The sequence below is a fragment of the Streptomyces sp. Ag109_O5-10 genome (assembly GCF_900105755.1).
Lineage (GTDB): Bacteria > Actinomycetota > Actinomycetes > Streptomycetales > Streptomycetaceae > Streptomyces.
On record NZ_FNTQ01000001.1, the window covers coordinates 5,936,429 to 5,955,135 of the forward strand.

Annotated in this window: 15 protein-coding genes and 1 pseudogene; 11 read left to right on the forward strand and 5 right to left on the reverse strand. The window is 72.1% G+C overall.

Annotation, left to right across the window (positions count from 1 at the left end):
* Positions 1-242: 242 nt before the first annotated feature.
* Entirely contained in the window at positions 243-623 is a 381-nt protein-coding gene (locus tag BLW82_RS27190; RefSeq protein WP_093502620.1) for a hypothetical protein, read from the forward strand.
* A 36-nt stretch (positions 624-659) separates the two neighbouring features.
* The gene (locus tag BLW82_RS27195; RefSeq protein WP_093502622.1) at positions 660-1,529 is read left to right on the forward strand and encodes a spermidine synthase; all 870 of its coding nucleotides are present in this window, start codon (positions 660-662) and stop codon (positions 1,527-1,529) included.
* A 170-nt stretch (positions 1,530-1,699) separates the two neighbouring features.
* Here the strand turns inward: BLW82_RS27195 and BLW82_RS27200 are convergent, their stop codons facing one another.
* Positions 1,700-2,230 carry a hypothetical protein gene (locus tag BLW82_RS27200; RefSeq protein ID WP_093502624.1) on the reverse strand — a complete coding sequence of 177 codons (531 nt, stop codon included), beginning with the start codon at positions 2,228-2,230 and terminating at the stop codon, positions 1,700-1,702.
* A 98-nt stretch (positions 2,231-2,328) separates the two neighbouring features.
* Between BLW82_RS27200 and BLW82_RS27205 the strand changes: the two genes are divergently transcribed.
* The 3 genes from BLW82_RS27205 (at position 2,329) to BLW82_RS27215 (ending at position 6,065) form a co-directional block, all read left to right on the forward strand.
* On the forward strand, positions 2,329-3,039 hold the full coding sequence (locus BLW82_RS27205; protein ID WP_093502626.1) for a response regulator transcription factor: 711 nt from the start codon (positions 2,329-2,331) through the stop codon (positions 3,037-3,039).
* Positions 3,036-4,466 carry a sensor histidine kinase gene (locus tag BLW82_RS27210; RefSeq protein ID WP_256215969.1) on the forward strand — a complete coding sequence of 477 codons (1,431 nt, stop codon included), beginning with the start codon at positions 3,036-3,038 and terminating at the stop codon, positions 4,464-4,466. The genes BLW82_RS27205 and BLW82_RS27210 overlap by 4 nt, the downstream gene beginning before the upstream one ends.
* Positions 4,467-4,598: 132 nt before the next feature.
* Positions 4,599-6,065 carry a glycoside hydrolase family 18 protein gene (locus BLW82_RS27215; RefSeq protein ID WP_093502628.1) on the forward strand — a complete coding sequence of 489 codons (1,467 nt, stop codon included), beginning with the start codon at positions 4,599-4,601 and terminating at the stop codon, positions 6,063-6,065.
* A 150-nt stretch (positions 6,066-6,215) separates the two neighbouring features.
* Here the strand turns inward: BLW82_RS27215 and BLW82_RS45655 are convergent.
* Positions 6,216-6,386: pseudogene (locus BLW82_RS45655) on the reverse strand (beta-glucosidase); the annotation flags it as partial.
* Between the two features lie 623 nt (positions 6,387-7,009).
* On the opposite strand from BLW82_RS45655, the gene BLW82_RS27220 reads away from it, so the two are divergent.
* The 5 genes from BLW82_RS27220 to BLW82_RS27240 all read left to right on the forward strand — a co-directional run bounded on the left by BLW82_RS27220 (position 7,010) and on the right by BLW82_RS27240 (position 13,266).
* The gene (locus BLW82_RS27220; protein WP_093502630.1) at positions 7,010-8,326 is read left to right on the forward strand and encodes an ABC transporter substrate-binding protein; all 1,317 of its coding nucleotides are present in this window, start codon (positions 7,010-7,012) and stop codon (positions 8,324-8,326) included.
* A 210-nt stretch (positions 8,327-8,536) separates the two neighbouring features.
* Entirely contained in the window at positions 8,537-9,529 is a 993-nt protein-coding gene (locus BLW82_RS27225; RefSeq protein WP_093502632.1) for a carbohydrate ABC transporter permease, read from the forward strand.
* A gap of 14 nt (positions 9,530-9,543) precedes the next feature.
* Positions 9,544-10,464 (forward strand): carbohydrate ABC transporter permease, encoded by a 921-nt coding sequence (locus BLW82_RS27230; protein WP_093502634.1) that lies wholly within the window; start codon positions 9,544-9,546, stop codon positions 10,462-10,464.
* Between the two features lie 194 nt (positions 10,465-10,658).
* Positions 10,659-12,116, forward strand: a complete 1,458-nt coding sequence (locus tag BLW82_RS27235) for a GH1 family beta-glucosidase (RefSeq protein ID WP_093502636.1) — start codon at positions 10,659-10,661, stop codon at positions 12,114-12,116.
* Between the two features lie 94 nt (positions 12,117-12,210).
* On the forward strand, positions 12,211-13,266 hold the full coding sequence (locus tag BLW82_RS27240) for a LacI family DNA-binding transcriptional regulator (protein ID WP_093502638.1): 1,056 nt from the start codon (positions 12,211-12,213) through the stop codon (positions 13,264-13,266).
* Positions 13,267-13,282: 16 nt separating this feature from the next.
* On the opposite strand, the gene BLW82_RS27245 is transcribed toward BLW82_RS27240, so the two are convergent.
* The 3 genes from BLW82_RS27245 to BLW82_RS27255 all read right to left on the reverse strand — a co-directional run bounded on the left by BLW82_RS27245 (position 13,283) and on the right by BLW82_RS27255 (position 15,859).
* Positions 13,283-14,305, reverse strand: a complete 1,023-nt coding sequence (locus tag BLW82_RS27245; protein ID WP_093502640.1) for a methyltransferase — start codon at positions 14,303-14,305, stop codon at positions 13,283-13,285.
* 86 nt (positions 14,306-14,391) lie between these two features.
* A complete protein-coding gene (locus tag BLW82_RS27250) occupies positions 14,392-15,186 on the reverse strand; it encodes an SDR family NAD(P)-dependent oxidoreductase (protein WP_093502642.1) in 795 nt (264 codons plus the stop codon).
* Positions 15,187-15,283: 97 nt separating this feature from the next.
* The gene (locus BLW82_RS27255) at positions 15,284-15,859 is read right to left on the reverse strand and encodes a TetR/AcrR family transcriptional regulator (protein ID WP_093502644.1); all 576 of its coding nucleotides are present in this window, start codon (positions 15,857-15,859) and stop codon (positions 15,284-15,286) included.
* Positions 15,860-15,976: 117 nt separating this feature from the next.
* Between BLW82_RS27255 and BLW82_RS27260 the strand changes: the two genes are divergently transcribed.
* On the forward strand, positions 15,977-18,691 hold the full coding sequence (locus BLW82_RS27260; protein WP_093502646.1) for an AAA family ATPase: 2,715 nt from the start codon (positions 15,977-15,979) through the stop codon (positions 18,689-18,691).
* The last annotated feature ends 16 nt before the right edge of the window (positions 18,692-18,707 follow it).

Sequence of the window (18,707 nt, forward strand, 5' to 3'; positions counted from 1 at the left end):
CGTGCGAACCGTCGAACCATGCCGGACTCGTGATGAGTTGTCCGAGTGGACCCATGATTCCGGCGGGCAAGAACGTACCTGCTGTGTCGGACCCGTGACGCTGGGTTTGGCTACAAACCGGATATCTCATGCACGATCTGCCATGAACTGCCATCCTTTGCGGCTGACTTCCGCCGTAGCCGTTGACGCGGTGGCGCGTTGGACTTCATGGACTGCAAGAAGGCTGCGCGGTGGAGGCCGGGATGGAGACCAGCCAGGGCAACGATCCTTGTGACGGTGCGGGATGCGACCTCGTGACGGTGCCGGCCCGGCAGGGCCTGGAGGCGGTCGACATCCTGCGCCGGGGCGCCGGGGAGGCGGTAGGCCCCGTGCTCCACGACGACGGGGGCGACACCCTCGGCTTCGTGGTGCCGGCCGGTACGGCGGCGGGCTGGGACGTACCCGGCAGCACCTGTACCGAGACCGAGGGGCGCGGGCTGCGGCTCAGTCCGGAGCCGCCGGTCGAGGGCTCCGACTGGCTGCTGCCGCCCGGCGGGGCCGAGCCGGCGACCGATCCGGCGGTGCTGCGGCGGGCGCTCGGCGAGGCGGCCCGGATGATCGCGGCGGCGGACAGCTGCCGCTGAATTTCCCGGACGGCCGCCGCCTGGGAAGATGGCGGAATGGGCAAGTCCAGGAACTCACGTCGTCGGCCGGCCGCCGCCGAGGCCGTGGTCGAGGCCGTCGACGGCGGCCTGGCCCAGCTCATCCCGGACCCCGACCGGGGCCGGGCCTGGACGCTGCTCATCGACGGCGCCCCGCAGTCGCACGTCGACCTCGACGACCCTGCGTACCTCTTCTTCGAGTACCAGCGCCGGCTCGGCCACGTCATCGACCTGGCCGCACCGCCGGGCAGGCCCGTGCAGGTCGTGCACCTCGGCGGCGGCGCGCTCACGCTGGCGCGGTACGTCGCCGCGACCCGGCCCCGGTCCACCCAGCAGGTCGTGGAGCGGGACGCGGCCCTCGTCCAGCTGGTGCGGCGCGAGCTGCCGCTGGACGCGAACGCGCGGATACGGGTGCGGTCCGTGGACGCCCGGGACGGACTGGGCAAGGTTCCGGAGGCGTGGGCGGACCTCGTCATAGCGGATGTGTTCAGCGGGGCACGCACTCCTGCGCACTTGACGTCCACGGAGTTCCTGGATGCCGTGCGGAGAGTGCTGAGGCCGGGGGGAATGTACGCCGCGAACCTCGCGGACGGGCCGCCGTTGGCCCACCTGAGGGGGCAGATCGCCACCGCGGGGGCGCGGTTCGCGGAGGTCGCGGCGGTGGCCGACCCTGCGGTGTGGCGGGGGAAGCGGTTCGGCAACGCGGTGCTGGTGGCGGCCGACGTACAGCTCCCCGTCGCGGAACTGACCCGGCGTTGCGCATCCGATCCGCACCCGGGGCGGGTCGAACACGGGCGTTCTTTGCGGGACTTCACGGGCGGAGCGGTCGCCGTGACGGACGCGGTGGCGGTGGCTTCGCCTTCACCGCCGCCTTCGGTGTTTCGGTGACGCTGCGGGCCGGTGGGGGCTGGTCGCGCAGTTCCTCGCGTCCCTGAAGGGGCGCTTCAGCTCGTGTCGGCCACCTGGCTGCGGGCAGTCGTGCCGCAGGGCGGCACGGGTGGGCGCAGCGGTACCCTGCCGGCGCCGGTAAGCGTCCCCCCGGGGGCCCCAGCCAACACTCAGTAGGTCTCCACCTGCACCTGCGGCGGCCCGTCGTGCCACGTGCAGAACACCGTCACGCGGTCCGTGCTTCTGCTGAACTCGACGCGGATCCACGTCTCCGTCTTCCAGACCTGCATCGACCAGCCCGTACCCGGCGTCGCCGACACCAGGGACGCGCTCGTGTCGCCCAGGTCGAAGACCGCCCGGCCGCCGTCCGTGTCGTACGCCTTGACCTGGCCCGAAGCGGAAACGGACGTCGTGGCGGTCGGGCTCACGGTGGCGCCCGGGGTGCGCGAGGGGGTCGGGGCGGGGGTCGCCGACGGGCGCGGGACGGTGGTGCGGGAGGGGTGCGGGGCGCGGGACGCGGACGGCGCGGGCGACTTGGCGCCCTGGGGCGTCGGGTCGTCGTCCGCCGCCGTGACGGGAAGCGCGCGGGGCGGGTCGTAGGCCGTGGCCGCCACCACCGTGTGGACGCCCCACCACGACAGCGTGACCGCCGCGCCCGTGGCGAGCAGCCAGGCCATCACGTGTACGAGTCCTCTGCGCATCGCGGGCCATACTGCCTCAGGGGTACCGCCCTGCGCACTCGACCCGAGTTATCCACAGGCTCCGACCGGCGCCTGCCGCATGGCGTACGGTGCGGCGCATGGCAAGTGTGCTCGTGGTCGAGGACGACCAGTTCGTCCGCTCGGCGCTCATCCGGCATCTCACCGACGCCTCGCACACCGTGCGCAGCGTGGGCACGGCACTGGAGGCACTGCGCGAGGTCGCCCATTTCCGGTTCGACGTCGTCGTGCTGGACCTCGGACTGCCGGACCTGGACGGCTCCGAGGCGCTGAAGATGCTGCGCGGCATCACCGACGTGCCTGTCATCATCGCCACCGCCCGGGACGACGAGACGGAGATCGTCCGGCTGCTCAACGCGGGCGCGGACGACTATCTGACGAAGCCGTTCTCCGTCGAGCACCTGTCGGCTCGGATGGCCGCCGTGCTGCGCCGGGCGCGGTCGGGCGGCGGTGAGCCGGCCCCGTCGAGCGTGCTGCGGGTCGGCGGACTGGCCGTCGACCCACTGCGCAGGCAGGCCGAGTTGGACGGGGTGCGGCTCGATCTCACCCGGCGGGAGTTCGACCTGCTGGCCTTCCTCGCCGGGCGGCCGGGGGTCGTGGTGCCGCGCAAGGAGCTGCTGGCGGAGGTGTGGCAGCAGTCCTACGGGGACGACCAGACCATCGACGTCCATCTGTCGTGGCTGCGGCGGAAGCTGGGCGAGACGGCGGCCCGGCCGCGGTATCTGCACACACTGCGGGGCGTCGGCGTGAAGCTGGAGCCGCCGGGCGGGGAAGCGAGGCCGGTCGGATGAGATGGGCTCTGGTCAAGGTCTGTCTTGCGGTCACCGCGATGGTCGTGGTCGCCTTCGCCGTCCCGCTCGGCCTGGTGGTCAAGGAGCTGGCCCGCGACCGGGCGTTCTCCAACGCCGAGCGGGAGGCCGCCGCGGTCGCCCCGGCCCTGTCGATCACCACCGACCGGGACAAGCTGGAGCGGGTGGTGGCCTCCGCGGGCGCCGACCGGGGCATGGCCGTGCACATACCGGCGGCCGGTGGCCAGGCCGGCGTCGACATCGGCCGGCAGCGCGCCGCCGACCGGGACATCGCGGCCGTACGGAAGCTGGGGCGGGCCTCCACCACCGGGGTGGCCGGCGGATCGACCCTGCTGCAGCCCGTCGCGCTGAGCTCCGGCTCCATCGCGGTCGTCGAGGTGTACGTGCCCGAGTCCGAGGTGACCAACGGGGTCGGCACGGCCTGGGCGGTGCTCGCCGCCGTCGGCCTGGCGCTGATCGTCGGCTCGGTCGCGGTCGCCGACCGGCTGGGCGTACGGATGGTGCAGCCCGCCCAGCGACTGGTGGAGGGCGCGCACGAACTGGGCGAGGGCAAGCTGGGGGCGCGGGTGCGCGAGGAGGGGCCGGTCGAACTGCGGCTGGCCGCGGTCGCGTTCAACTCGATGGCCGACCAGGTCGTCCAACTGCTGGCGAACGAGCGGGAGCTGGCCGCCGATCTGTCGCATCGGCTGCGCACTCCGCTCACCGTGCTCCGGCTGAACGCGGCCTCGCTCGGGGACGGGACCGCGGCCGAGCAGACCCGGGCCGCGGTCGCGCAGCTGGAGCGCGAGGTCGACACCATCATCAGGACCGCGCGGGAGGCCAAGCCGCAGACGGCGGCCGTCGGGCCGGGTGCCGGGTGCGACGCGGCCGAGGTGGTGCGGGAGCGGATGGGGTTCTGGTCGGCGCTCGCGGAGGACGAGGGCCGCAAGTGGCGGGTGGCCGGGGTGGACCGTCCGGTGCGCATACCCGTGGCCCGCGCCGATCTGGCCGCCGCGCTCGACGCGCTGCTGGGCAACGTCTTCCGGCACACCGCCGAGGGGACCGCCTTCGCGGTCGACGTGCACAACGCGGAGGACGCGGTGATCGTGCTGGTCTCGGACGCGGGACACGGCATCCCCGACCCGGAGGCGGCGATGGCCCGCGGGCGGGGTTCGGGAGCGGCCGGGTCGACCGGACTCGGCCTGGACATCGTGCGCCGGCTCGCCGAGTCGACCGGCGGTGACGTGCGGATCGGGTCGTCGGTGCTGGGCGGGACCGAGGTGCGGATCTGGATCCAGCTGGACGGCCGCAAACCGGAGCGCACGGGCCACCGGGGAGGGGTGCGCAGACGGCGTTCGCGCAAGCCGCCGGGGGACCCGGGCAGGCGGGGGACAGGGGGAACGACCGGCAGAATTGGTCTCGACCTTTAATCGGTCCCGATGCCTTCCTTAAGCGCACCCTAAGATCCGCAACAGCCGTCCCCATCCGGCCGTTTGTCCGATTCTCGGCCGCTAGCGTGCTGCCGCACCCCACCCCCTTTGGCAGGCGAAGGCAGGCACGGCATGAGCACGCACCGGCGCAGAATCAGTGGCAGGAACAAGGCGATAGGCGGGCTGGTCGCCGCGGCCGTCGTCGGTGGCGGGGCGATCCTGTTCACCGGGATCGCGCAGGCGGCCGGGGTCGGCGCCGCGTACACGAAGACCAGCGACTGGTCGACCGGGTACACCGCGCAGTACGTCGTCACGAACAACAGCGGGGCCAGGGAGCAGGACTGGACGCTGGAGTTCGACCTGCCGGCCGGCGCGAAGCTCAGCTCGCTGTGGAACGCCGAGTACACCGTCAGCGGGCAGCACGTCACCGTGAAGCCGCCGAAGTGGGACACGGACGGCCTCGCGGCCGGCGAGGCGGACACCGTCGGCTTCGTGGTCAACGGCAGCGGGGACCCGACCGGCTGCCGCATCGACAACGCGAGCTGTTCGGCGGACGGCACGGCGACCCCGGAGCCCAGCGGCCGCCCGACACAGTCCGCCACCCCGACCACGAAGCCGACGGCCACGGCGACCGCGACCTCCACCGCGACGGCCACCCCCACCGCCACCGCCTCCCCGACCCAGACCACCGGCTCCGGCACCACCGCCTCCGCCGGCTTCGCCCCCTACGTCGACACCTCCCTCTACCCGGCGTTCGACCTCCTCGCGGCCGCGAACGCCACCGGGGTGAAGAACTACAACCTCGCCTTCGTGACCGACGGCGGCGGCTGCACGCCCAAGTGGGGCGGCGTGACGGACCTGGCGAGCGACGGCGTGGCCTCCCAGATCGGCGCCCTGCGCGCCAAGGGCGGTGACGTCCGGGTCTCCTTCGGCGGTGCGTCCGGCTCCGAACTCGCCACCACCTGCTCCTCGGCGGACGCGCTGGCGACGGCGTACGGCAAGGTCGTCGACGCCTACAACCTGACCAAGGTCGACTTCGACGTGGAGGGCGGCGCGCTGCCCAACACCACCGCGAACACCAACCGCGCCAAGGCCATCGCCAAGCTCCAGGCCGCCCACCCGAACCTGGACGTCTCCTTCACCCTCCCGGTGATGCCGGAAGGCCTCACCCAGGACGGCGTGAACCTCCTGTCCAACGCCAAGGCCAACGGCGTGAAGATCAGCGCCGTCAACATCATGGCGATGGACTACGGCGCCTCCTACAACGGCGACATGGGCACCTACGCCGTCCAGGCCGCCACCGCGACCCAGGCCCAGATCAAGAGCGTCCTCGGCCTCTCCGACTCCGCCGCCTGGAAGGCGGTCGCCGTCACCCCGATGATCGGCGTCAACGACGTCTCCTCCGAGGTCTTCAAGGTGGACGACGCCGCCCAGCTCGTCGACTTCGCCAAGTCCAAGGGCCTCGGCTGGCTCTCCATGTGGTCGGCCACCCGCGACCAGCAGTGCGCCGGCGGCGCCAAGTCCACCGCGGACGCGACCTGCAGCTCCATCACCCAGGACAAGTACGCCTTCTCGAAGGCCTTCGCGGCGATCGGCTGACCTGTCCCGCCGGTGGCGGACGGCACAGGCCGGAGGCATGTTCACCCAGACGGTTGAACCCACTGCCTCCGGCCTTTTCGCACGCCGCCGTCCGGCTGCGTTCCCGCACGTGGTCAGTTCACCGCACGAGGCGATGCAGCGGACCCTTCGTGAGGACCGGCAGGCGTTCAGGCCGAGGTCCGCCATCGGCGCCACGTCGTCGCGGCAGCGGTGGCCGACGGCGACGTCACCGGTCTCGCCGCCGGCCGTCCTGCCCGGCGTGCGGCTGATGGCGCCCCGGAGGAAGGCGGCAGGAAATCTCTCCAACGGCGGCTCGGGCATAGGCGCTCCCGTGGTCGGCTTGGCGCCATTATGCATGGGAGCGCTCCCATGGCAAAGAGGGGCGCCGGTCTCGCGGCCGGGCCGCGGGTGCGGGAGGCGTGGTCCGCCGGAGTCGGCTCCGGATCGCACACCGTTCACCTCTCGGCGCCCGTTCCGTGTGGGGTGCGTTCTGGTCCCGGAAAGCCCTTTCACTCCCCGGCGCGCGGCGCAACTCCCGGACCGCCGACCGGCATCGCGGCTGTGACCTGCGTAATTCCTGGAAGAGACAGGCCGATGTCCGACCGGTGAAACCCACCGGTGCGACACGTTCCCGTGACGTGCGGAACACGCTTAGGCAACAACGCCGTCTTCAAGTCTTGACAGTCGGCCCGACAGGAACCAGTCTTCCGGCATGCCGCGTGGGAGCGGTTCCACGGGTAGCCGGGGAGTCCTCCCGTGCGGAGCGAACCACCCCATGGCCTTTCCCTCTGTTGTCACCGCACCTCGTTGACCAGCACCTTTTCACCGCACATCGAGTGCTGTGGGCTGGCCGCTGCTCGCACCGAGAGGGCAGGTCCGGATCGCCGGTCCCCGGCGGTCCGATTCCTGAGATCCCGTTCCCCACTGGAACAAGGAGTAGTGGAATGCGCATCACCCGTACCGGTCGCCGCGGCCGCAGAGCGGCGGCCCTGAGCACAACGGTCCTGACCGCCTCGGCGCTGCTGCTGACCGGTTGCAGCAGCGACAGCGGCTCGGACGCCTCGGACTCCAACGGGAACATCACTCTCACGGTCGCGGACTTCGGGCAGTTCGGCTACAAGGAGGCCGACCTGTTCGCGAAATACCACAAGCTGCACCCGAAGATCACGGTGAAGGAGGAGACGACCGCCAACGAGCAGGACTACTACCCCAAGCTCCTTCAGCAGCTGAACACGGGCAGTGGCCTGGCGGACGTCACCGGCATCGAGGTGGGCCGCATCAAGGAGGTCGTCGACACCCAGGCGGCCAAGTTCACCGACCTGAGCAAGACGATCAACGTGGGCGACTGGGTCTCCTGGAAGGAGAAGCAGGCCACCGCCTCGGACGGCACGGTCATCGGCGCCGGCACCGACATCGGCCCGATGTCCCTGTGCTACCGCAAGGACCTCTTCGAGAAGGCGGGCCTGCCCTCCGACCGCGACGCGGTCGCCAAGGCCGTCGCGGGCGGCTGGGAGGACTACCTCAAGCTCGGCGAGCAGTACAAGAAGAAGGCGCCGTCCGGCACTTACTTCATGGACTCCGCGAGCGCCATGTACAACGCGGTCGTCAGCTCCTCCGCGCAGCAGTACTACGACGCCTCCGGCAAGCCGATCTACAAGGACAGCCCCTCCGTGCAGCAGGGCTGGAACCTGGCCGCCGAGGCCGCGTCGAAGAAGCTGACCCACGGTCTGGCGCAGTTCACCGACGCCTGGACGGCGGCGCTGCGCAAGGGCAGCGTGGCGACCGTGGCCTGCCCCGCCTGGATGGCCGGGCAGATCTCCACCAACTCCGGTGACGCCTTCAAGGGCAAGTGGGACATAGCCAAGGCCCCCGGCTCGACCGCGGCCAACTGGGGCGGCTCCTTCCTCGCCGTGCCCAAGAGCGGCAAGCACGCCAAGGAGGCCGCCGAGCTCGTCAAGTGGCTGACCGCCCCGGAGCAGCAGGCCGAGGTGTTCAAGGCGATCGGTGTCTTCCCGTCGAACAAGGGCGCCTACGACCTGCCCGGCGTGAAGAACGCGACGCTCCCGTACTTCAACAACGCGCCGATCGGCCAGATTTACGCCGACGAGGCCAAGACCATCCCCGAGGCGGTCCTCGGCCCGAAGGACGCGACGATCAAGGACACCATCTCCACGCAGATCAACAACATGGAGCAGCGGGGCACCAAGCCCGCCGACGCGTGGAAGGCCGCGACCGACGCGATCGACAAGGTGATCGGCTGACGACCCGCGGTGCGGGCGGCCCCGCCGGCCGCCCGCACCGCGCGCTGTGCCGTACGAGGTTCCGGTGCCCGGCGCGTGGGTAGGGCGCGCCGGTCACCGGCGCGCCGCGTCCCCCGGCCGGGGGTCCGGTGCGGTGGGACCCGGCGCCGTCCGGCCCCGCCCTGTCCCGCCACTGTTCCCCGGCCGAATCCCCCAGGAAGGAAATCCCCCGTGGCAACGACGACACCCACACGGGGTGCCCCCACCCCGCCCGCCGGCGGCTCCGGTGCCGTACCGAACGGACGCGGCGCCTGGCGCAGCCGGCTGTGGCGCTTCGACGACCTCGCGTCCCCGTACGCGTACATCGCTCCGTTCTTCCTCGTTTTCGGTGCCTTCGGGCTCTACCCGCTCCTCTACACGGGCTGGATCGCCCTGCACCGGGTGGAGATGACGAGCCTCAGCACCTCGGAGTGGGTCGGCTTCGACAACTTCACCAAGATCCTCCAGGACTCGGAGTTCTGGACGGCCGTCACCAACACCTTCCTGATCGGCGTCATCTCGACCGTCCCGCAGCTGCTCGTGGCCCTGGGCCTCGCCCACCTGCTCAACTACAAGCTGCGTGCCAGCACGTTCTGGCGGACGGTCGTCCTCACCCCGTACGCCACCTCGGTGGCGACCGCGGCCCTGGTCTTCGCCCTGGTCTTCCGCGCCGACGGCGGCATCCTCAACTGGGTGCTGCACTTCGTGGGCATCGGCAACACCGACTGGGGCAACGGCGAATGGACCTCCAAGATCGCCATCTCGGTCATCGTGATCTGGCGCTGGACCGGCTACAACGCGCTGATCTACCTGGCGGCCATGCAGGCCGTGCCCACCGACCTGTACGAGGCCGCCTCCATCGACGGGGCGACGCGCTGGCAGCAGTTCCGCAAGGTGACCATCCCCTCGCTGCGGCCGACGATCCTGTTCACCATCGTCATCTCGACGATCGGCTCCATGCAGCTGTTCGGTGAGCCGCTGCTCCTCCAGGGCGGCACGCTCGGCTCCACCGGCGGCAACGAGCACCAGTACGAGACCCTCAGCATCTACCTCTACAACTACGGCTGGAAGCTGGGGCATCTGGGTCCGGCCGCGGCGGTGGCCTGGGCCATGCTCGCCCTGCTGCTGCTCATCGCCCTGATCAACCTGATCGTCGGCCGGTTCCTGCGCAAGAGCGCGGTCTGACGGGAGCGATATCGATGACCACGACCAGCCCCACCAACACCGCGCCGGGCCTCGACCCGGTGCCGCCGCTCGCCTCCCCGGCCAGGAACCGCGTCCGTCTCAAGCTCGGCGCCGGGCAGCAGCTCAAGGGCGGCCCCCTCACCTACCTCGCCCTGGTCGTCGTCGGCCTGGGCTCGGTCTTCCCGCTGTACTGGACGCTGGTGGCCGCCTCGCACGACCAGCAGCGCGTCCTCGACAGCCCCCCGCCGCTGCTGCCGGGCGGCAGGCTGTGGAGCAACCTCCAGGCCGCCTGGGAGCAGGCCCATCTGGGCAAGGCCATCGTCAACAGCGTGATCGTGGCGGGCTGCATCACCGCGGCCACTCTGTTCTTCTGCACCCTGGCCGGCTACGCCTTCGCCAAGATGCGGTTCCGCGGCCGGGGCGCCCTGATGACCGCCGTCATCGCCACCCTCACCATCCCGCCGCAACTCAGCGTGGTCCCGCTGTTCATGATGATGGCGGACATCGGATGGGGCGGAAAACTGGAGTCGGTGATCTTCCCGACCCTGGTCGGCGCCTTCGGTGTCTTCTTCATGCGCCAGTACCTGCTGGAGGCCCTGCCCTACGAGCTCATCGAGGCCGCCAAGGTGGACGGGGCGACCAACATCCGCATCGTGTGGAACGTGGTCCTGCCCGCGGCCCGGCCCGCGATGATGGTGCTCGGCATGCTCACCTTCGTCCAGGCGTGGAACGACTTCTTCTGGCCCTTCCTCGCCCTGAACCAGGACAACCCCACCCTCCAGGTCGCGCTCGGGCAGCTCAGCGCCTCCTACACCCCCGACCAGAGCATCGTCATGGCCGGCGCGCTGATCAGCACCCTGCCGCTGCTGCTGGTCTTCGTGATCTTCGGCAAGCAGATCGTCGGAGGCATCATGGCGGGCGCCGTCAAGGGCTGACGCCGGGCAGGCGCCCCACGCACGGCCCGGCGCCCCGCGCGACCTCCGTCCCGTACGGGGCCGTCCCGGGCGGGCCCGTACCCGGCCGGGGCGCCCGCACGCGTCCCGGCCGCCCCGCCCGCGACAGCACCGGGCCGGCCCGCCCCCCTTCTCTCTTCCCCCCTTACCCACGCCACTTCGGGAGCGTTCTCACCATGACCGCCGTACGAACCGAGACCACTGCCCAGTCGGCCTCAGACACCTCCTTCCCGCCCGGCTTCGTCTGGGGGGCCGCCACCGCCGCGTACCAGGTGGAGGGCGCCGCCGCCGAGGACGGCCGGACGCCGTCCATCTGGGACACCTTCAGCCACACCCCGGGCCGGGTCCGCAACGGCGACACGGGTGACATCGCCGCCGACCACTACCACCGGTACAAGGACGACGTGGCGTTGATGAAGGACCTCGGCCTCCAGGCCTACCGGTTCTCCGTCTCCTGGTCCCGGGTGCAGCCCACCGGACGGGGGCCCGCGGTCGAGCGCGGCCTGGACTTCTACCGGCGGCTCACCGACGAACTCCTCGAAGCGGGCATCACCCCGGTCGCCACCCTCTACCACTGGGACCTGCCCCAGGAACTGGAGGACGCGGGCGGCTGGCCGCAGCGGGACACCGCGCACCGCTTCGCCAACTACGCCGAGATCATGGCCCGCGCCCTGGGCGACCGCGTCGGGGTGTGGACCACCCTCAACGAGCCCTGGTGCAGCGCCTTCCTGGGCTACGGCTCCGGCGTGCACGCCCCGGGGCGCACGGATCCGGCCGCCACCCTGCGCGCCGCGCACCACCTCAACCTGGCCCACGGGCTGGCGATCGGGGCGCTGCGGGAGAATCTGCCGTCGACCGCGCAGACCTCCATCACCCTCAACCTGCACCAGGTGCGCCCGCTGACCGGCAGCGCCGCGGACGCCGAGGCCGCCCGCCGGATCGACGCGGTCGGCAACCGGATCTTCACCGGCCCGATCCTGGACGGTGCCTACCCCGAGGACCTGCTCGCCGACACCGCGCACCTCGTGGACTGGGCGGAGTTGGTGCACGACGGCGACCTCGCCGAGATCTCCCGCCCCATCGACCTGCTCGGCGTCAACTACTACTCCCCGACCGTGGTCTCCGCGGCCGCCGGGGACGGCGCCAGCACCCGCGACGACGGTCACGGCGCGAGTGCCCACTCGCCGTGGACGGGCGCCGACGACGTCGCCTTCCACCTGGCCAACGACCAGCTCACCGCGATGAACTGGGCCATCGACGCGACCGGACTGCACACCCTGCTGACCGGACTGGCGGCCTCGCACCCGGGGCTGCCGCTGATGGTCACCGAGAACGGCGCCGCCTTCGACGACTACGTCTCGCCCGAGGGCCGGGTGAACGACCCGCAGCGGATCGCCTACCTCCACTCCCACCTGGACGCCGTCCGGCAGGCGGTCGCCGACGGAGCGGACGTACGCGGCTACTTCCTGTGGTCGCTGCTGGACAACTTCGAGTGGTCCTACGGCTACTCCAAGCGCTTCGGCGCCGTCTACGTCGACTACGGCACCCAGCGCCGCATCCCCAAGGCGAGCGCACACTGGTACGCGGAGGTGATCCGCCGGAACGCCCTGCCGGGCGCCGGCGAGCAGGGCTGACGGTACGGCCCCGCGGGGGCGACGGGGCCCGGAGCTGCCGGGTCACGGCTGTTACATTTCCTGGCCTGAAGGCTGCGAACGGAAGGCGGCGACGATGACGGTCAAGGGTGAGCGGGGCCGAGGTACTCGGCGGCCGACCCTGGAGGAGGTCGCCGCCCGCGCCGGGGTGGGCCGCGGCACGGTGTCGCGCGTGATCAACGGCTCGCCCCGGGTCAGCGACGCCACCCGCGCGGCCGTGGAGGCGGCCGTCAACGAACTCGGCTACGTCCCCAACACCGCAGCCCGCGCGCTGGCCGCCAACCGCACGGACGCGATCGCGCTGGTCGTTCCGGAGCCGGAGACCCGGTTCTTCGCGGAGCCGTACTTCTCCGACATGCTCAGCGGCGTCGGTGCCGAACTCTCCGACACCGAGATGCAGTTGCTGCTGATCTTCGCGGGCAGTGACCGCGAGCGGCGCCGGCTCGCCCAGTACCTGGCCGCGCACCGGGTGGACGGGGTGCTGCTGGTGTCCGTGCACGCCGACGACCCGTTGCCCGACCTGCTCGCCCAGCTGGAGATCCCGGCCGTGATCAGCGGCCCGCGCTCGGCGGAGGAGACGCTGACCTCGGTGGACTCCGACAACTACGGCGGCGCCCGCTCGGCCGTGGAGCACCTGCTGACGCGGGGCCGCCGCACCATCGCCCACATCACCGGCCGGCTCGACGTGTACGGAGCCCAGCGCCGCGTCGACGGCTACCGCGACGCCCTGCGCGACGCGGGCCGTACGGCGGACGAACTCCTCATCGAGCCGGGCGACTTCACCGAGGAGGGGGGCCGGCGGGCGATGGCCCGGCTGCTGGAGCGCGAGCCCGGCCTCGACGCCGTGTTCGCCGGCTCCGACGTGATGGCGGCGGGCGCCCGCCAGGTGCTGCGCGTGGCGGGCCGCCGTATCCCCGAGGACGTGGCACTGGTCGGGTACGACGACTCGGCCATCGCCCGGCACATGGATCCGCCGCTCACGAGCGTCCGCCAGCCGATCGAGGGGATGGGCCGCGCGATGATCGATCTGCTGCTGGCCGAGATCGCCGACCGGCGTCCGGCCGCCGCCCGGGGGCCGGAGCGGCGGCACGCGGTACTGCCGACGGCCCTGGTGGCGCGGGCGTCCTCCTAGTGCTCCTGGGGACAGGTCACTTGGTGGCGTACGCGGCCGTGTAGCCGCCGACGAGGCTCCGGGATTCCACCTTGGCGAAGCCGGCGGCCCGGAGCCACTGGGTGAGGTCCGCGACCGTGTACTCGGATCCGCCCTCCGTGTCGATGAGCATGTTGAGCGACAGCATCAGGCCGTAGGTGTTGTGGCGGCGCTCGTCGTCGATCATGGCGTCGTAGACGATGAGGGTGCCGCCCTCGGGCAGCGCGTCGTAGGCCTTCCGGAGCAGGAACCGACGCTGTTCCAGGGGCCAGTCGTGGAGGATCTGCCCCATGACGTAGACGTCGGCCTCGGGCAGCGGGTCGGAGAAGAAGTCCCCGCCGTGGAAGGTCAGGCGGCCGGTCAGGCCGTGGGCGGCGACGAACTCCTCGAACACCGGGCCGACCGGGGGAAGTTCGAGGACGCCGCCGGTGATGCCGGGGTGGGAGCGCAGCACGGCGGCGGGCACGGCGCCGAGTGCTCCGCCGAGGTCGACGACGTGGCGGCGGCCGGTCCAGTCGAAGTCGGCGGCCAGGGCGGCGGCGAGCGGTGTGCTGACGCCGTTCATGCCGTTGAGGAAGGTGCGCCAGGCGACCGGGTCCTGACTCAGCGTCGCGAAGAACGGGGCACCGCTGTGCGCGACCTCGTTCTGCGGGGCGCCGGTCCGCAGCGCGTCGGTGAGGTTGTTCCAGAAGCCGAAGAGGCGTGCGCCGGCCATCTCGAGGATGCCGCCCACGTACGACGGCTTGGCCCGGTCCAGGAACGCGTCCGCGGCGGGGGTGTTGCGGTAGGTGCCGTCCTCGTCGCGGGCCAGCGCGCCGAGCGACACCAGGGCGTCGAGGAAGTCCGCGGCGGATCTGGGGTGCAGGCCCACCTCCCGGGCGAGGGACTCACGGTCGCGGCCGCCGGCGGCCAGCGAGGTGAAGACTCCCAGCTCCACCGCGCTCAGCAGAGTCTTGGAAGCCATGAAGCCCAGGCCGAGCCGAAGCAGCGGCTCGGGGGTGATCGGTGCGTCGACCGACATTTGTTCTCTCCGTTTGGGTCGGGTTGCGGGTCGGGGTTGCGAGGTCGGGTTCTGGACGGTGCGCGCGGCTTCGGTGCGCACGGGCCTCAGAGCGTCTTGGTCTGGCCGCCGTCGACGAGGGTCTCCGTGCCGGTGATGTTGGCGGCCAGGGGGGAGGCGAGGAACAGGGCCAGGTCGGCGACCTCGTGTGCCTCGCTGATGCGTCCGGACGTGATGCCCATGCTCTGCGGCACGATGACGTCCAGCGCCTCCTGCGCGGTGGCCCCGGCGGCCGCGGCGGTGGCGTCGGCGAAGCCGCCCGGCGCGGTCCAGAACGGCGTGCGGACCGGGCCCGGGGCGATGGCGTTGACGCGCACCCCCTGGGGCGCGAACTCCTCGGACAGGGACTTGTTGAGGTTGGTCAGTGCGGCCTTGGCCGCCGAGTAGTCGACCACCATGGGGAAGGGCAGCCGGGCGTTGATCGAGCTGATGTTGACGATGGCCGCGTCACCCGCCGCGATCAGATGGGGGAGGGCGGCGCGGCTGGTGCGGACGGCGCTGAAGAAGGTCAGGTCGAAGATCCGCTGCCAGCCGGCGTCGTCGACCTTGAGGAACGACTCGCGCGGTTCGGCGGCGCCGACGTTGTTGACCAGGATGTCCAGGCGCCGGTGGCGCTCCACGGCCTGCCGGATCAGGGACTCGGCGCCCGCTGTGGTGGACAGGTCGACCGGCACGAACGTGACGTCGTGCCGGGCCACCAGGGCGTCCAGTTCGGGAGTGGAGGAGCGGCTGCCGGCCACGACCTTGACGCCCTCGCCGGCCAGCTTCTCGACGACGGCCAGGCCGATGCCCTTGCTGGCTCCGGTGACGACGGCGACCTTGTCCTTGAGGTGCAGTTCCATGACAGTCTCTTTCTGGATTGATCAATACATAATTACGGTATGAGTGGCGCCGGTGCGGGCGGCGGACGCCGCGCGGCCGGGGCCTGCCCGGTGGCGGTCAGTCCAGTGCGCGCATCGCGGTGTCCAGGGCGTCCTCGGTGAACTCCCTGCCCGTGCGTGCCTGGCCGACGACGCGGATCCCCTGGATGAACGTGGTGAGGAACCGGGCCAGCTTCCTCGGGTCCTTGTCCGGGGCGATCTCGCCCCGCGCCTGTGCCTGCTCCAGGGCGCCGGCGAGCAGGGACTCGACCTGCCGGATGGCGGCGGTGACCCGGTCCGCCGCCGCGGGCTGCTCGGCGCACTGCGTCGAGGCGTTGACCACGAGGCAGCCGCGGGTGGGGTCGGCCAGGTCCGCCTCGATCATGGAGCCGAGCACCTTGCGGATCGCGGGCCGGATCTCGGCCGTCCCGTCGAGGGCCTTCTCCAGGTCGCCGCCCTGGAGCGAGGTGTAGCGCTCCAGGGCGCGGACGTAGAGCTGTTCCTTCGAGCCGAAGGCCGCGTAGAAGCTGCCGCTGCCGATGGCCAGCTCCCCCAGCAGGTCCTGCAGAGAGGTCTCGGCGTAGCCGCGGCGCCAGAACAGGTCCATGGCGCGGTCTGTCGCCTGGTCCATGTCGAATTCCCTGGTGCGTGCCATGCCGAAAGAGTAGCCCACTTTCTGGATTAGTCAATCCAGATTGGTGGCCCGGCTCGGGGGAGCAGTAACCTGACCTTCCAGAAGACCGGGCCCGGGGACCCGGTCGGTGGGGGGAACGTGGAGCTCATCGGCCGGGACGACCAGCTGGATCTGCTGCGCCGGCTGCTCGCCGAGCCGCGCAGCCACGGCAGCGCGGTGCTGGTCCGCGGGGCTCCCGGCATCGGGAAGACGGCGTTGCTCGCCGAGGCCGCCGCCCTCGCCGAGCGCCAGGGCCACCGGGTCCTGCGCACCAGCGGTGCCGAGGCCGAGAGCGACATCCCCTATGCCGGTCTGCAGCTCGTCCTGCGCCCGCTGGCCGCGGGAGCCGCCGATCTTTCCGCGCCGCACCGGCAGGCGCTGGACACCGCTCTCGGGCACGCCGAGGCAGGTGTCCCCGACGTCTTCCTGGTAGGTCTGGCCGTCCTCAACCTGCTGGCCGACGCGGCCGCGGCCGCACCGGTGCTGGTCCTCGTCGACGACGTCCAGTGGCTCGACGACGCCACCGCCAGTGTCCTGGCCTTCGTCGCGCGCAGGATCGGCACCGAGCCGGTGGTCGTGGTGGGAGCCGCACGCGACGGCTACCGGTCGCGTCTGGACTCCGACGAACTCATCTCCGTGACGCTGGGCCCGCTCACGGACGGCCAGGCCACGGAACTCCTCGCGGCACGCGCCCCGGAGCTGCGGCCGACCGCGCACCACCGGCTGCTGGCCGAGGCCGCAGGCAACCCCCTGGCCCTGACGGAACTCTCCCGCACCCTCGGCGCGTCGGCCGATCCGCACCTGCCCCGGCTGCCGCTCACCGAACGGCTCGAACGGGCCTTCACCGACCGCCTGGAGACCCTGCCCGACATCACCCGCGGCATGCTGCGGGTCGCGGCTCTCAACGACGGCCCGTCGCTCACCGAGATCTGCCGGGCGTCCCGGCGGCTCACCGGCGTGACGGCAGGGCCCGCGGACCTCGAGCCGGCCGTGCGCGCCCGGCTCGTCCGGGTCGTCGGCACCGAAGTGCGGTTCGGGCATCCGCTGATGCGGTCGGCGATCCACCAGACCATGCCCGTCGACGTCCGGCACACCGCGCACGCCGCACTCGCCGACGTGCTCGGCGAACACCCGGACCGGCAGCTACGGCACCGGGCCGCGGCCGCCCACGCCCCGGAAGAGACGATCGCCGCCGCGTTGGAGGACGTCGCGCACCGGGCCGCCCGCCGCGGCGGCATCGCCGCGGCCGTCACGGCCCTCGAACAGGCCGCCGCGCTCAGCGAGGACGCCGACCGCCGAGCGGAACGGCTGCTGCGGGCCGCCGACTTCGCCGTCGAGCTCGGCCGCCCGGAGACCGTGACCCGGCTGCTGGACCAGGCGCTCACCGGGCCGCTGTCACGACGGCAGCACGCCACGGTCGTCTGGCTCCGCGGCAGCTTCGACGAGGGACTGCTCAGCCACTCCTCCGGCGCCAACTCGCTGACGGCACTCGCCGCGGAGATGGCCGCGGAGGACCGTGCGCTGGCGCTGCGGATCCTGTGGAGCGCCGCGCAGTTGTGCTTCTGGACCGACCCGGGCCCGGCGGTCCGCCGCACGGTCCTGCAGGCCGTGGAGCGGCTGGAGCTCGACGAACTCGACCCGTGGCGCCTGGCCATCTGCGCCTACGCCGCGCCGGTCGACCGCGGTGCCTACGTCCTGGACCGTGCCCGGCGCGCCGCCCAACAGGAGGGCGACGACGGCCGCGCCTACCGCATGCTCAGCACCGCCTCGCTGCTCGTCGGCGGCTTCCACCTGGCGCGGGCGTTCTCGGCGGCCGGTGGCGCACCGCTGCGCGCCCAGGGACGCCTGGGGCTGCTGGCCCGGACGGTCGGCGCGGACGCGTGGAGCGCTCTCGTGGTCGGCGACCTCGGCGCGGCGATCGCCGCGACCGCGGAGTCACGGAGGCTGGCGCACGAGACCAGCCAGACGATGATGTACGCGTTGATGACGGCCACCGCGGCCAAGCTGGCCGCGCTGCGCGGTGAGATCGACACCGCCCTGGGGCTGGCCGAGGAGGCGGAGCGGATCGGACTGCCGGCCGGGGCCCGCCCGGTGCTGGCCACCGCGACCACGGCACGCGGGCTGGCCGCGCTGGGCGCGGGCCGGTTCGAGGAGGCCTTCGGCCATTTCCGCAGGCTGCACGATCCGGCGGACCCCGCGTTCCAGATCGCCCTGCGGCTGACGGCCGTGGGCGACCTCGTCGACGCGGCGACGCACTGCGGGCGGCCGGCGGACGTACTCCCGATCGTGGCGGAGCTGGAGGAGGTCGCCACGGTGACCCCCGCCCCGGTGCTGCACGCCGAACTGCGTCTGGTCCGGGCCCTGCTGGCCGCCGACGATGACGCCGACCCGCTCTTCGCGGACGCGCTGGGCGCCGACCTCGGCGCGTGGCCGCTGATCAGGGCCCGGACCCACCTGGCCTACGGCGAATGGCTGCGGCGCCGGCGGCGCAGGGTCGAGTCCCGCGACCACCTCAGGGCCGCCCGCGACATGTTCGACGCGCTCGGCGCGATCCCCTGGGGCGAGCGGGCCCGCCAGGAACTGCGCGCGGCCGGCGAGACCAGCCGCCGCCGGGCCCCGGACGCCCGGGACCAGCTGACCGCCCACGAACTGCAGATCGTCCGGCTCGCCGCGGACGGTCTGACCAACCGCGAGATAGGCCAGCGGCTCTACCTCTCGCACCGCACCGTCAGCTCGCATCTCCACCGGATCTTCCCCAAGCTGGGCGTGACCTCCCGCGCCGAGCTGCGGACGGTGGTCGGCGCACTGCGCTGACCACCGTCACATGACG

What these genes read in the sequence shown, in the direction of transcription:
- BLW82_RS27190 (WP_093502620.1), top strand. Translation starts at nt 243, where the DNA reads ATGGAGACCAGCCAGGGCAACGATCCTTGTGACGGTGCGGGATGCGAC.
- BLW82_RS27195 (WP_093502622.1), top strand. Translation starts at nt 660, where the DNA reads ATGGGCAAGTCCAGGAACTCACGTCGTCGGCCGGCCGCCGCCGAGGCC.
- BLW82_RS27200 (WP_093502624.1), bottom strand. Translation starts at nt 2,230, where the DNA reads ATGCGCAGAGGACTCGTACACGTGATGGCCTGGCTGCTCGCCACGGGC.
- BLW82_RS27205 (WP_093502626.1), top strand. Translation starts at nt 2,329, where the DNA reads ATGGCAAGTGTGCTCGTGGTCGAGGACGACCAGTTCGTCCGCTCGGCG.
- BLW82_RS27210 (WP_256215969.1), top strand. Translation starts at nt 3,036, where the DNA reads ATGAGATGGGCTCTGGTCAAGGTCTGTCTTGCGGTCACCGCGATGGTC.
- BLW82_RS27215 (WP_093502628.1), top strand. Translation starts at nt 4,599, where the DNA reads ATGAGCACGCACCGGCGCAGAATCAGTGGCAGGAACAAGGCGATAGGC.
- BLW82_RS27220 (WP_093502630.1), top strand. Translation starts at nt 7,010, where the DNA reads ATGCGCATCACCCGTACCGGTCGCCGCGGCCGCAGAGCGGCGGCCCTG.
- BLW82_RS27230 (WP_093502634.1), top strand. Translation starts at nt 9,544, where the DNA reads ATGACCACGACCAGCCCCACCAACACCGCGCCGGGCCTCGACCCGGTG.
- BLW82_RS27235 (WP_093502636.1), top strand. Translation starts at nt 10,659, where the DNA reads ATGACCGCCGTACGAACCGAGACCACTGCCCAGTCGGCCTCAGACACC.
- BLW82_RS27240 (WP_093502638.1), top strand. Translation starts at nt 12,211, where the DNA reads ATGACGGTCAAGGGTGAGCGGGGCCGAGGTACTCGGCGGCCGACCCTG.
- BLW82_RS27245 (WP_093502640.1), bottom strand. Translation starts at nt 14,305, where the DNA reads ATGTCGGTCGACGCACCGATCACCCCCGAGCCGCTGCTTCGGCTCGGC.
- BLW82_RS27250 (WP_093502642.1), bottom strand. Translation starts at nt 15,186, where the DNA reads ATGGAACTGCACCTCAAGGACAAGGTCGCCGTCGTCACCGGAGCCAGC.
- BLW82_RS27255 (WP_093502644.1), bottom strand. Translation starts at nt 15,859, where the DNA reads ATGGCACGCACCAGGGAATTCGACATGGACCAGGCGACAGACCGCGCC.